The organism is Agrobacterium sp. 22-226-1 (genome assembly GCF_053522345.1).
This window is the reverse complement of sequence record NZ_JBNWCP010000007.1, coordinates 220302-233654: the sequence shown is the minus strand read 5'-3', so window position 1 is coordinate 233654 and position 13353 is coordinate 220302. Positions and strand designations below refer to the sequence as shown.

Below are 13353 nucleotides of genomic sequence, written 5' to 3'. Positions count from 1 at the left end.
TACCTCAGACTTTCTTGAAGGCTGGATGCCATTGCAGGAAGATGCTTTCGAGGAAGCGGGCGAAACTGTCGGCCAGCTTGCCGAGAAGCGCATAGATGAGGATCGACAGAACCACGACGTCGATCAGCAGGAACTCGCGCGCCTGCATGGCCATATAGCCGAGGCCGGACGAGGAAGAGATGGTTTCGGCGACGATCAGCGTCAGCCACATGATGCCGAGCGCATAACGCAGGCCGGTGAAAATGGCGGGCAGCGCGCCGGGCAGAATGACCCGCCGGAACAGCGTGAAGGGCGACATGCCGTAGGTACGGCCCATTTCCACCAGTTGCGGATCGACACCCTGAATGCCGAGCAGCGTATTGATGTAGATCGGAAAAAACACGCCGAGCGCGACGAGGAACAGCTTCGCCTCCTCATCGATGCCGAACCAGAGGATGACCAGCGGAATGAGCGCCAGATGCGGAATGTTACGGATCATCTGCAGCGTCGTATCGGTGAAGCTGCGGGAGAATTTCGAGAGGCCATTGGCCAGGCCGAAGATGAAGCCGATGGAGCCGCCAATGGCGAAACCGGCGAGCGCGCGGGCAGAACTCACGCCGATATTGGCGATGAGTTCCCCCGAAAGCAGAAGCCGCCAGAAGGCTTCCGCAACGGCGGAAGGGGCCGGCAGCACATTGGCGGAAATCAGACCGGCACGCGCTGCCGCCTCCCAGCCAGCAAGAATGAGTGCGGGGAGCAGCCAGCCTGTGATGCCGCCAATCTCGATACGCTTTCCGGTGCTCATGGCATACCCTCCGGCTCTTGCTCAGTTCGTCGCGCCCGACCAGACGGCATCCTTGATGCTGATCTGTTTCGGGATCAGACCGAGACGATAAAAGCGGTCGGCGGTTTCCTGCTGGCTGGCGACGATCTTGTCGTCGATCTTGGTAATGCCGAATTCCGAGCGGTTCGCGGCGAGCGTCTGCGCCTCCAGCGGCACGCCCGTCACCTCATGCAAAGCTGCGGCGACCTTGTCGCGGTTGGCGGCGGACCATTTCGCCGCCTCGCCCAGAGCATCGATAGTGATGTTGATGGTATCCGCATTGGATTTGGCGTAGTCGCGATTGGCGAGGAAATAGGTGCTGACGGCAAGCACATCGCTTGTGCGGGCCAGAGTGACCGGCTTGTAGCGGGTTTCGGCAATCGCATAGAAGGGATCCCAGACGGCCCAGGCGTCGATCTTGTCGCTGGCGAAGGCGGCGGAAGCATCGGCAGGGCTGAGATACACCACCTCGATATCGCTGAATTTCAGGCCGTTCTTCTCCAGCGCCGCCACCAGTAGATTGTGCGCGCTGGTGCCCTTGCCGACGCCGACCTTCTTGCCCTTCAGATCGGCAACCGATTTGATGCCACTCTCAGGCTTGGTGAAGATCGCCTCGCCCTTGCCGTTCGAAGGAAGGGCAGCGACATAAACGATGGCGGAACCTGCCGCCTGACCGAAGATCGGCGGCGCGTCGCCCGTCCAACCGACATTGATGGAGCCGACATTCAGGGCTTCCACCAGCGGCGGGCCAGCGGTGAATTCGACCCAGGAAACCTTCACGCCCTTGGCCTCAAGCGCCTTTTCGATGACGCCCTGCTGGCGGGCGATCACCGGCAGGCCGGTTTTCTGATAACCGATCTTCAGCTCTTCCGCCGCCTGGGCCTGAAAAGGCAGAACGGATAAAGCAGCGGCAACAAGAATGCTGGCGGAAAGGGCGCGGCGGGTGACGGCTGGCATTTCATCTCCTTATCACCGGCGCTCTTGCCGGGTTGCGATATGGAGCAATGCTAGGATTTTCGATTAAAACGATAGAGAGACGATAATTCAATATGAGCAATATTGCGGGAATAAAATTCCGCGCAAAAGCCTCTTTTCCGCAAATCGTCGCGGACACCCTCGTCCGACCCATCAAATAGAAATGCCGGCGCGGATGGAACCGCGCCGGCACGATGGATCAATTTCTCTATAGAGGACGCGATTATTCGATATCGAACGAAACGCCCTGCGCCAGCGGCAGCGCCCTGGAGTAGTTGATGGTGTTGGTGGCGCGGCGCATATAGGCCTTCCACGCATCCGAACCGGATTCACGGCCGCCGCCGGTTTCCTTCTCACCGCCAAAGGCGCCGCCGATTTCCGCACCCGAGGTGCCGATATTGACGTTGGCGATACCGCAGTCGGAGCCTTCCGACGACAGGAACCGCTCCGATTCCTGCATGTCGCGGGTGAAGATCGATGAGGAAAGACCAGCAGCGACGGCGTTATGGTCGTCTATCGCCTGATCGAGATCGCTGTATTTCATGACATAGAGGATCGGCGCGAAAGTCTCTTCCAGCACAGGGCCCGCCTGCTTCGGCATTTCGACCAGAGCCGGCTTGACGTAATAGGCATCCGGCGCACCCGTATCCACGCGGCCGCCACCATTCACCACGCCATCATGGGCTTTCGCCGCTTCGAGGGCCTTCTGCATGCCGTCGAAAGCCGCCTTGTCGACCAGCGGACCGACAAGTGCCGATGTTTCCAGCGGGTTGCCGACGGAAACGGAGGCATAGGCCTTCTTCAGGCGCGGCACGAGCTGGTCATAGACGCTGTCATGCACGAAGAGACGGCGAAGCGTGGTGCAGCGCTGGCCGGCCGTGCCCATGGCGCCAAAGGCGATGGCGCGCAGCGCCATGTCGAGATCGGCGGAAGGGCAGACGATGCCGGCATTGTTGCCGCCAAGTTCCAGAATGGCGCGGGCGAAGCGTTTCGCCAGACGCGGGCCGACATCGCGGCCCATGCGGGTGGAACCGGTGGCCGAGACGAGCGGCACCTTGGGATTGTCCACCAGAGCTTCACCCACGGCACGGTCGCCGATCAGCAACTGCGAAAGACCTTCCGGTGCATCGCCGAAACGGGCGGCCGCGCGCTCGAAGATGCCCTGCACGGCAAGCGCCGTGAGCGGGGTCTTTTCCGAAGGCTTCCAGACAACCGAATTGCCGCAGACGATGGCAAGCGCCGCATTCCACGACCAGACGGCGACCGGGAAGTTGAAGGCGGAGATGACGCCGACGACGCCGAGCGGATGCCAGGTTTCCATCATGCGGTGGCCGGGGCGTTCGGTGGCGATGGTGAGACCATAAAGCTGGCGGGAAAGACCGACCGCGAAATCGCAGATATCGATCATTTCCTGCACTTCACCGAGGCCCTCGGAGGGAACCTTGCCCGCTTCCAGCGAGACGAGACGGCCGAGATCGGCCTTGAAGGCGCGCAGTTCCTCGCCGAGCAGCCGGATCAGTTCGCCACGGCGGGGCGCCGGCACATTGCGCCATGTCTTGAAGGCGGCATCGGCCCGGTCGATCACGGCTGCGACACCCGCGACCGAAACGGTCTTCAGGCTCGCGACCTGTTCACCCGTCACCGGGCTGAAGGAGGCCATATCGCCGCCGGTATAGAGATCGCGGGCAACGCCCATCCTGTCGAGCAGGGCCGCGGCTTCCTGTTTCACGTCGAGCTTCGTGGTCGCATCCATGTCCATCGTCCTTTTGGCTTAAAAGGGGAGGAAAGGCCGTTTCGATACGGCGCTTTCAACTCCCGTCACTCTTCTTTCCCCGAATTTGCCATTCGTTATGTGGAACTGATGTTTTACACCGTTCCATTCTTTCCCGTAATCATATATGGCCATAATGACCCTTTTCCAATGAGGAAAGCGGGTAAGTTGATGCGAGAATGGAATGGATCCGCGCAGAAGACTGGTCCCTGACATCGTTACCCTGCAGGCGTTCGAATGCGCGGCACGGCACGGCAATTTTACGCGTGCGGCGGAAGAACTCAACCTCACGCAGAGCGCGGTGAGCCGGCAGATCGGCGAACTGGAAGCGCAGACGGGAATGCAGCTTTTCGAGCGCATCCGCAGGCGGGTCGTGCTTTCGGAAGCGGGGCGTAAATTCCTGCCGGATGTGCGGCGCCTGTTGCAGCAATCCGAACAATTGATGGTGCGCGCGGTTTCAGCCGGAACATCGCACGCATCGCTTTCCGTCGCGACACTGCCGACATTCGGCAGCCGCTGGCTGATGCCGCGCCTCCACCGCTTTATCGACGCCAATCCGGAAATAACGATCACCATCGGCTCGCGCTCGCATCCCTTCGACTTCGACGAGGAAGGTTTTGATCTCGCCATTCATTATGGCCAGCCGGTCTGGGCGCATGGCACCTGCACATTTTTGTGCAACGAGGTGATCGTGCCGGTCGCAAGCCCCGCCCTGCTGGGCCGCGCCAGTGTGAGCAAGCCGCAGGATCTGACCGGGCAGCCGCTGCTGCATGTGACGACACGGCCGAAACTATGGACGGAATGGCTGGAGATGAACGGTGTGACGGCGGAGAATGCCTATCAGGGAAGCCGTTTCGACCAGTTCTCGATGATCATCGAGGCAGCCGCAAGCGGCATCGGCTTTGCCCTTCTGCCGAAATATCTCATCGAGGCGGAGATCGCCTCCGGCCGCCTCGAAATCGTCTTCGACATTCCCCTGCAGACCGACAAGAGTTATTACGTCGCCCTGCCGGAAGGACGGCAGGACAATGCGCTGGCCCGCGCCTTTCAGGCCTGGCTGCTCGATCAGGTCGGCAAACCGGTGTAATCCGTCATCCGCTCAGTTCGACGGGCGGAGAGAAACGTCATACAGCCCCGGAAGATCGGGACCGACGGGCACGATCCGGGTCGGGTTGAGCGCCTTGATGGAATAATAACCGCGCTTGATATGGTCGATATTGACCGTGTCGCGCACGCCCGGAATGGTCAGCACCCGCATCATATAGGCCTGAAGGGCGGGGTAATCGGCGATACGGCGAAGATTGCATTTGAACAGGCCATGATAGGCGGCATCGAAACGAACCAGCGTCACGAAAAGCCGGACATCCGTTTCGGTCAAAAGATCGCCGAACAGGAAAGGCCCGCCTGAGACCAGGCGGCTTTCGAGCTCCTGAAGCGTCGCGAACACATCGGCGAAGGCCTCTTCATAAGCAACCTGCGTGGTGGCGAAACCGGTTCTGTAAACGCCGTTGTTGAGGCGCAGATAGATGTGGTCATTGAGAGCGTCGATCTCATCGCGCAAAGCTTCCGGATAAAGGTCCAGGCTATTATCGGCCAGAGCGCCGAAACCGGAATTCAGCATGCGCAGAATATCGGCGGATTCGTTGTTGACGATGGTTTTCGTCTTTTTGTCCCAAAGCACGGGCACGGTGGCGCGGCCGGTATAATGCGGATCCGCGCTGGTATAGACCTCGTGCATATAGGTGAAGCCGTTGAGCGTATCGCGGTCCGAACCCGGATAGTCGCCGAATTTCCAGCCCTCGTCGGAAAGGGCGGGCTCGACAACGGAAACGGAAATCACCTCTTCCAGCTTCTTCAGCTTTCGGCCGATCAGCGTGCGCGATGCCCATGGGCAGATCAGCGCGACGTAAAGATGATAACGGCCGCTTTCGGCCGCAAAACCGCCCTCACCCGTCGGCCCCGCCGAACCGTCAGGCGTCACCCAGTTGCGGAAGCCGGAGGTCTGGCGAACGAAGCCGCCTTTCTTGTCGGTCGCCTGCACCGGATGCCATTCGGCGGTCCATTTTCCATCCACGAGCATTTGCGGCTCTCCGTTCATCTAAAGATGAAAGCCTTATGGGCCGGGTTGCCGCCGCTTCACAAGCCGCGCTTCGGTTGACGCACTGTTTCCGATCAAGGGTGAATTCACAGGCGATTGCGGAAAAACGGGTTCCAGCGCACGGTGCCGAGCCTCACCTTTTCGCGGATCATCGTCAGCAGTCCCGATGCGGCGATGACGGCCAGACCAAGCACGGCGACAGCATCCGGATATTCGTGGAAGAAAGCCATGCCGATCGCCACGGCCCAGAGGATTTGCGAATAATGCGATGGCGCGATCTGGCTCGCCGGCGCGATGCGGGTGGCGACCAGAAGGGTGATCTGCCCCGTTGCCGTGCAAAGGCCGATGAAGGCGAAGGCCAGGAGCTGGTGCAGGTTGGGCATGACGAATTCGGGGATGGAGGCAATGCCATTGAAGGTGAGGCCGTAGATCAGCAGCACGCCCATGATCGAGGTGCGCTTTTCCTTGCCCGCAAGCGAGCGCAGCAAAACGATGGTCATTGCCGCCAGAAAGGCGACGCCGATGGCGGCGAAATGTCCGAGTTCCAGCGTCTTGAAGCCTGGCCGCACGACGAGGATCACGCCGACGATACCCGCCAGAACCGCCGCCCAGCGCCATGGGCCGATATTCTCCTTCAGCACGACGGCGGAAAGCACGGTCACGAAGAGCGGCGACAGGAAGATCAGCGCATAGGCTTCCGCCAGCGGAATGGTGGTGAAGGCATAGATGCCGAAAATACCGGCGAAAAGGCCGGAGATCGCGCGCCCGTGCACGGCGAAGGGCCGGCTCATGCGCCAGAATTCACGCCACCTTTCCTCGCGCGGCTTACTGAAGAAAATGAAGATGCCGGAAAACAGAATGCTGAAGAAGCCGATTTCGAAAACGCTGATCTGCGATCCAAGCGACTTGATAGTGGCATCGCCCATGGAAAAGGTCGCATAAGCGAACAGACCGAGCAGAAAACCCTTTTGCATTTGAACGTCCCCAAACACCGACCGCAATGCAAAGCATCCCCCGGCCGCGTGGAACGCGACCCGGACGCCCCTTTCAAGGGACAGACAGTCTGGCAGATTTGATCCTCAGCCCTATGGCTAGACCCGGCTACCTATGAGTGCAAGCCGGAAAAACGGCAAAATTGCCCGATTGGACCCGGCCAGTGCAAATGGCTGCAAGGTGCGGCAAATTTGTCCCGCCATGGTCATCACATCCCCGTCATGGAAAGAGGTTAGCCGGTGTTGATCGTGGCGCTTGGCGACGGGCATGAAGGCGGCTAAATATTATCGTGCGATTTTCATCCGCCGATTTCCCCGGCTGATATTGCTGCGTTAACATGGCCTCGCTAACCGAAAGGAAAAAGAATGCGGATTGTGATGATCGGTTCGGGTTATGTCGGCCTTGTGTCCGGCGCGTGTTTTGCGGATTTCGGCCATGATGTGGTCTGCGTCGACAAGATGCCGGAGAAGATAGAGGCCCTGAAAAACGGCCATATTCCGATCTTCGAACCGGGTCTGGAGACCATTGTCGCCAACAATGCAAAGGCCGGGCGGTTGAGCTTCACCACCGATCTTTCCGCAGCCGTCGCCAATGCCGATGTCGTCTTCATCGCGGTCGGCACGCCCTCGCGGCGCGGCGATGGCCATGCCGATCTTGGTTATGTCTACGCGGCAGCGAAAGAGATCGCCCATGCGCTTGACGGTTTCACGGTCATCGTTACCAAATCCACCGTTCCCGTCGGCACTGGCGACGAGGTGGAGCGTATCATCCACGAGGAAAACCCCTCGGCCGATTTTGCGGTTGTCTCCAACCCGGAGTTCCTGCGCGAAGGTGCGGCCATCGAGGATTTCAAGCGGCCGGACCGCATCGTCGTCGGCCTTTCGGATGAGCGCGCCCGCCCCGTCATGACCGAGGTTTATCGCCCGCTCTATCTCAACCAGTCGCCGCTGCTTTTCACCACAAGGCGCGCTTCCGAACTCATCAAATATGCCGCCAACGCCTTTCTGGCGATGAAGATCACCTTCATCAACGAGATGGCTGACCTCTGCGAAAAGGTCGGTGCCAATGTGCAGGATGTCTCGCGCGGCATCGGTCTCGATGGCCGCATCGGCCCGAAATTCCTGCATGCCGGCCCCGGTTATGGCGGCTCCTGTTTCCCGAAGGACACGCTGGCGCTCGCCAAGACCGCGCAGGATTATGATGCGCCGGTGCGGCTGATCGAAACCACCATCGCCATCAACGACAACCGCAAGCGCGCCATGGGCCGCAAGGTCATCAATGCGGTGGGCGGCGATGTGCGCGGCAAGAAGATCGCCGTGCTTGGCCTTACCTTCAAGCCGAATACCGACGACATGCGCGACAGCCCGGCAATCGCCATCATCCAGACCCTGCAGGATGGCGGTGCGAAAGTGGTCGGTTACGATCCGGAAGGCATGGCGAATGCCCGCCATCTGATGGAAGACATCGAATACGCGGCCGGCCCCTACGAGGCGGCGGAAGATGCCGACGCCGTGGTGATCGTGACGGAATGGAACCAGTTCCGCGCGCTCGACCTGCCGCGGCTGAAGGCGATCATGAAAACCCCTGTTCTGGTGGATCTGCGCAATATCTACCGCACGGATGAGGTCGCCGCGCATGGTTTCATCTATGCCGCCGTCGGTCGCCCGCATGAAGGCGGTTCCGACAAGGGCGCATAGAGGTTTCGTTTTCGCCATTTCATTAAAAGGTTTTCTGCGCTTCGGTCAGGCCGCAAACGCACCAACGGATTCGGGATATAATCATCATGCGTTATCTGGTTACCGGCACGGCTGGCTTCATCGGCTTTTATGTTGCCAAGCGACTGTTGGACGCCGGCCACTTCGTGACCGGTTTCGACGGCATGACGAAATATTACGATGTCAGCCTCAAGGAAAAACGCCACGCCATTCTTTCCCGCTCCAATGGCTTCCGGGCCGAAATCGGCATGCTGGAAGATACGGATGCGCTGAAGCGTGCGGCTGAGGCCGCCGAACCTGAGATCATCATCCACCTCGCCGCACAGGCGGGCGTCCGTTACAGTCTTGAAAATCCGCGGGCCTATATCAATTCCAATCTCATCGGCTCATTCAACATGCTGGAGCTCGCCAGAAGCCTTGAGGTCAAGCATCTGATGCTGGCATCGACCTCCTCCATCTACGGCGCCAACGAGAAAATACCCTTCGCGGAAAGCGACAAGGCGGACGAGCCGATGACGCTTTACGCCGCCACCAAAAAATCGATGGAGCTGATGGCGCACAGCTATGCCCATCTGCACAAGCTGCCCACCACCGCCTTCCGTTTCTTCACGGTCTACGGCCCGTGGGGACGGCCGGACATGGCGCCGATCAAATTCGTCGACGCCGTATCCAACGGCCGGCCGATCGATATTTACGGGCAAGGCAATATGAGCCGCGATTTCACCTATATCGACGATCTGGTGGAGGGCATCGTCCGGTTGAGCGCGGTCATCCCTTCCGAGGAAAACCGCGTCACGCAGGAAGGTGTCACCGACACGCTCTCGCACCACGCGCCCTTCCGTGTGGTCAATATTGGCGGCGGCCAGCCGGTGGAGCTGATGCATTTCGTCGAAACGGTCGAAAAGGCGGTCGGGAAACCCGCGATCCGCAACATGCTGCCGATGCAGCAGGGCGATGTTCCCCGCACCTTCGCCTCGCCCGATCTTCTGAGGGCCCTCACCGGTTATGTGCCGCAAACCCCGGTCGAGGAGGGCATCAAGGCCCTCGTCGCCTGGTATCGCGAGATGCACCCGGCCGAATTACGGGAATAACCTCACAGCGTCGCCAGCAGGCGGTTGGAGATGGTGCCGCCGGAAGCGCTCTGCATGGTGATCTTGGTTTCCACGGCCTCGATGATCGTGTCGCTGAAATCCATCTCCGTGAGATCGCGGATATTGGAAAGACCACCCGGGGAAAACACGTTCACTTCGAGTATCTTGTCGCCAACGATATCGAGCCCGACGAGGAACATGCCGTCCTCCACCAGCTTCGGCCGCACCATTTCGGCAAGCGCCACGATCTCATCCGTCACCTTCACGGCTTCCGCCGTGCCATGGGCATGGATATTGGAGCGCAGGTCGCCCTTGGCGGGCACGCGGCGAAGGGCGGCATATTTGCCTTCACGCATCAGCGGACGGCCATTCATCATGAAGAAGCGGATGTCGCCATCCTTGGCGGCCGGCAGATAGGCCTGCGCGATCAGATATCCCTCAAGGCTCACCGCCTCGAAAATCTGGTTGAGATTGGTCTCCTTGCTGGAGCCGATCTTGAAGACGTTCTTGCCGCCGGAGCCCTGCAGCGGCTTGACGATGACGCCCTTGGGGTGCGCGTCGGCAAAGGCGCGGATTTCCTCGACATTGCGCGAAATGATCGTAGTCGGACGAACGATTTCGGGAAAGCTCTGGAAATAGAGCTTGTTCTGCGCAAGCGCCAGACCTTCGGGATCGTTCAGAACCACGACGCCACGCTGTTCGGCAAGCCGCCCGAACAGGATGCCGGCATGCACCGCCCATGGCCGCGTCGTCTGGTCGAGCGAGGGATCGTTGCGCAGCATCAGCGCATCGATTTCCTCCACATCCATGGTTCGCCGCTCCAGCGCCTTGTCCTGAAGCGTGGAATGGAACGTCTCGCCTTTCTTGATTTTCCCCTTCGGCAGCACGGTGGCGTGAATGGTCAGGCTGTCGTCCGAGCGCAAGGTGAAATCGCCGGGCGTTAGATAGACCACCTCATGGCCGCGATTGAGCGCGGCCATGGCAAGCAGGCCGGTCGCGTAGTTCGGTCCCTCGGTTTCGATGGAATTGACGAAAAATGCGATACGCATGAAGCCCCTCCTATAATGTCGCCAGTTCGGCAATGGATAATCCCGCCCGTATTTTTTCCAGCCGCTCATTGGCCTTGGCGGGCAGCAGAAATGCGGGCCTGACGCCCGGCGGGCGAAGCAGGCCGCGCAGGGCAAGCTCCTGCATCACCGGAAAATGGGCGGCGGCGATCTTGCCCATCCAGAACGGATCGAGCGCCCCGCCCCTGCGCAGATGGTCCAGCACCTCCGCCAGCCCGCGCAGATAGATCGCATCCTTGGAAAGACCGCCGCCGCGATAGATGCGCAGCACCATGTTGAAGGCCCCGGCCTCATCGAAACCGTGATCGCGGGTCATGGTGCGGAAAGTCTCCACGAAGCTCGCCCCATCCAGCATGGCGGCGCAGCCGATAACGCGGCCGGCGATCAGCCGCAGGCGCTCACGCGTCATGCCGCCGGCCAGATGTTCCGCCAGCACCGCGAGCCCCTCCTGCACGCCCTCATAACCGGAAAGGCCGGTGCGGAAGAGCCGCAACCCCTGAAACGAACCGTTGAAATAGGTAAGAAGATGCACGCCGATCTCATGCGACAGCAGCGCCTCCAAACGGCGCTGTTCCATGACGGTGTGGCGGGAGATCAAAAGCTTCTCGCCCGTCACCATCAGGCCCGGCGGCAGGTCGTCGCGGATTTCGACGCGCGCCTTGAATTCCGGGTCTTCCGCAAGATAGGTCTCGACCATCTCCCGCGACTTCTTGGCGACCGCGTAACAATCGACCATGGCGATTTCGCTGCTTTCCTCCCTGCGCGGGCAATCCGCAAGCACCCGCAGCGCCAGCTGAAGAAGAGCCGGTTCGACAGCGCCATAAAGGGCGCGTGAAAAATCGGTGAAGGTGCGATGGTGCAGATTGGCGAGCATCGTCAGCTGCAGATCGATCTCCTGCTGTTTCTCCCGGTAGAGATTATAAAGCACCGGGTCTTCCAGATGATCGAACACGACGGAATAAAGCTTGCGTTTCTGCTCCTCGACATCGACGCCGAGCGGCCGGTAGAGCAGGCGCGGCGCGAACTGAAAGCCGCCATCGCGAAATTCCTCGAAGGCCCGGCGGGCATTGATGGGCGTGACGGAAAGCAGAAAATCGAAGGATGAAACAATATCGTCGACGGACCGGTCGGCGCGCCTGACGGCATCGACGAAAGCCTTGCGCCCCAGCGCACGGTGGCTGGTAACCTTGAGCGCGTCCTTGCCCGAAGCGAAGGATGAAAAAGCCTGCAGGCCGGCATCGAAAAGATCGGCGATCATCGTCACCCGCAGGCCCGGATAATCCGCACCGGATTCCGGCTGGCGGTAGATCGGCGCAAAACGCACGCTGATGCAGGGAAAATCGAGGCCCGCTTTCTTGAAGCGCAGAACGGGATCGGCATCCGGTTCCGGCCGGGTGATGCGCGGCGTGCGAAAACGCACTTCGGCATCGCAAACCGCCTTGATGAAGACCCGGCGGGCATTCTGCGTTTCGGGTTCAGCCGTCGCCGAGACGGAAACCTCATAATGCGGCAGGAAAGGCGAATCGTCGGCCAGCAGGATGTCATGCTCCAGCTCGCCGATATCGAGGACGATGAAGGCGCCGAAGCGCTGCCGCATGACCGTGCCAACGGCCTCGATCAGCGGCGCGGCCTCCTGAATGGTCGACGCGATCAGATAGGAGGCATGGGCGGCGGCGATATCGCGGGCGGCGAGATTTTTCGTGCCGCCCGTCAGATGCAGGCAGAGGAACGGCAGCGGCCGGTCGATATGCAGACGACCGTCTTTGCCGACATCGCGGCGGATGGCCTTGCCGGCCTCGAGGCAGGACACGACATCATCGACCAGATCGGCGATGGAAGACGGCGCGCTGCGGGCGGGAGAGAGGTTCATCGCCGCGACCTCAGGCACTCTTCGAGCACCGGCTGGAGTGCTGTTATCGCTTGGCGAATATCCGCCACGACACGCGCATCCGGCCTTCCCGCCCACTCGTCCATGAAGAATTTCTTGAACTCGATTGCGATGGCGCAGCCATTTTCTGCGAACCTTTCGTGGATGAAACGGGTCTGCTCCCCCTTGCCCTGAAACGCCACGTTCTCGCGAACATCGAGGCGGCGTCCGCCGATGGTCGCTGACGCGAAATGGTGCCCGACCGCGCTCACAATATCGCCCCAGCGGCTGCGATCCATGGAAAAGGTGCCGATATTGATATCGGGCGCCTCCGCCTGCGCCGTCGGCGGCGCAGCGGCGCCCTGCCGACGATGATTATAGCTGTGCACATCCAGCACGACGAAGGCGCCGTGCCGCCTTTCGATTGCAGAGAGCACGGTCTCCAGCATCGCATAATAGTCGGCGTGAAAATCGAGCGATTGCCGGATAGCCTCCTGCGCCGGCTCTTCTTTCCAGACCTCGAGCCCCCAGGATTGTTCCGGCTTCAGATAGATCGCCTGATCGGCCGCACGGTTGAGATCGATTTCGAAACGCGAATGGTGAACGACGAGACGGTTCGTCAGTCCGGCGATCATCTCACCGGTGAAAGGGTCTTCCTCCCGCAGCCGCTGTTCCGGGGAAAGGGCGATGAGCCCGGATACGTCCGGTCTAATGCGATGACCGTCATGAATGGCCGTGCCGATAACCGGTGAGTTGCCGAAATCGATCGACCAGAAACCCTTGTTTTCGTTGTCACCGCAGTATTCACCGTCACTCTGTCTGGCTGTCATGCTGCCTCCCCTGCATCGGGGATAAAACAGCGGGACATGCCCGTTTGTTCCGGTAAAAAATTGCGCGCGATACATTCGGCACCGGCAACGAGGCCGCCGAAAAAACTGCGGAACCTTACCGGAAAGCTCACGTTGTTCCAGCAG

11 protein-coding genes are annotated in these 13353 nt (G+C 60.3%); 3 read left to right on the top strand and 8 right to left on the bottom strand.

All coding sequences use genetic code 11. The annotated features are described in order from the left end of the window. Window positions 1-4: 4 nt before the first annotated feature. From ACQZ5K_RS14715 to amaB, 3 genes are all read right to left on the bottom strand, one after another. The gene (locus ACQZ5K_RS14715; RefSeq protein WP_149743936.1) at window positions 5-784 is read right to left on the bottom strand and encodes an ABC transporter permease subunit; all 780 of its coding nucleotides are present in this window, start codon (window positions 782-784) and stop codon (window positions 5-7) included. A gap of 21 nt (window positions 785-805) precedes the next feature. After that, the gene (locus ACQZ5K_RS14710) at window positions 806-1759 is read right to left on the bottom strand and encodes an aliphatic sulfonate ABC transporter substrate-binding protein (RefSeq protein WP_448740671.1); all 954 of its coding nucleotides are present in this window, start codon (window positions 1757-1759) and stop codon (window positions 806-808) included. 241 nt (window positions 1760-2000) lie between these two features. Beyond that, entirely contained in the window at window positions 2001-3530 is a 1530-nt protein-coding gene (gene amaB, locus ACQZ5K_RS14705; protein ID WP_448740670.1) for an L-piperidine-6-carboxylate dehydrogenase, read from the bottom strand. 202 nt (window positions 3531-3732) lie between these two features. Between amaB and ACQZ5K_RS14700 the strand changes: the two genes are divergently transcribed. Continuing rightward, complete coding sequence (locus ACQZ5K_RS14700) at window positions 3733-4635, top strand: LysR family transcriptional regulator (RefSeq protein WP_448740669.1); 903 nt, start codon at window positions 3733-3735, stop codon at window positions 4633-4635. Window positions 4636-4647: 12 nt separating this feature from the next. Here ACQZ5K_RS14700 and ACQZ5K_RS14695 read toward each other — a convergent pair whose 3' ends face one another. Both ACQZ5K_RS14695 and ACQZ5K_RS14690 read right to left on the bottom strand, forming a co-directional pair. Next, entirely contained in the window at window positions 4648-5628 is a 981-nt protein-coding gene (locus ACQZ5K_RS14695) for a glutathione S-transferase family protein (protein WP_448740668.1), read from the bottom strand. Between the two features lie 104 nt (window positions 5629-5732). Next, complete coding sequence (locus ACQZ5K_RS14690; protein ID WP_003522518.1) at window positions 5733-6620, bottom strand: DMT family transporter; 888 nt, start codon at window positions 6618-6620, stop codon at window positions 5733-5735. A gap of 384 nt (window positions 6621-7004) precedes the next feature. Between ACQZ5K_RS14690 and ACQZ5K_RS14685 the strand changes: the two genes are divergently transcribed. Both ACQZ5K_RS14685 and ACQZ5K_RS14680 read left to right on the top strand, forming a co-directional pair. Then, window positions 7005-8336, top strand: a complete 1332-nt coding sequence (locus tag ACQZ5K_RS14685) for a UDP-glucose dehydrogenase family protein (protein WP_196378951.1) — start codon at window positions 7005-7007, stop codon at window positions 8334-8336. Between the two features lie 86 nt (window positions 8337-8422). Beyond that, the gene (locus tag ACQZ5K_RS14680) at window positions 8423-9445 is read left to right on the top strand and encodes an NAD-dependent epimerase (protein WP_448740667.1); all 1023 of its coding nucleotides are present in this window, start codon (window positions 8423-8425) and stop codon (window positions 9443-9445) included. Window positions 9446-9447: 2 nt separating this feature from the next. On the opposite strand, the gene ACQZ5K_RS14675 is transcribed toward ACQZ5K_RS14680, so the two are convergent. From ACQZ5K_RS14675 to ACQZ5K_RS14665, 3 genes are read right to left on the bottom strand one after another with little or no spacing between them, the layout of a single operon-like run. Then, window positions 9448-10494: a glutathione synthase gene (locus tag ACQZ5K_RS14675; RefSeq protein WP_003522515.1), complete on the bottom strand. Its 1047-nt coding sequence runs from the start codon at window positions 10492-10494 to the stop codon at window positions 9448-9450. A gap of 10 nt (window positions 10495-10504) precedes the next feature. Then, on the bottom strand, window positions 10505-12382 hold the full coding sequence (locus ACQZ5K_RS14670) for a flavohemoglobin expression-modulating QEGLA motif protein (protein ID WP_448740666.1): 1878 nt from the start codon (window positions 12380-12382) through the stop codon (window positions 10505-10507). After that, window positions 12379-13209 carry an N-formylglutamate amidohydrolase gene (locus tag ACQZ5K_RS14665; protein WP_448740665.1) on the bottom strand — a complete coding sequence of 277 codons (831 nt, stop codon included), beginning with the start codon at window positions 13207-13209 and terminating at the stop codon, window positions 12379-12381. Before ACQZ5K_RS14665 ends, ACQZ5K_RS14670 begins: the two co-directional genes overlap by 4 nt. Window positions 13210-13353 lie beyond the last annotated feature (144 nt).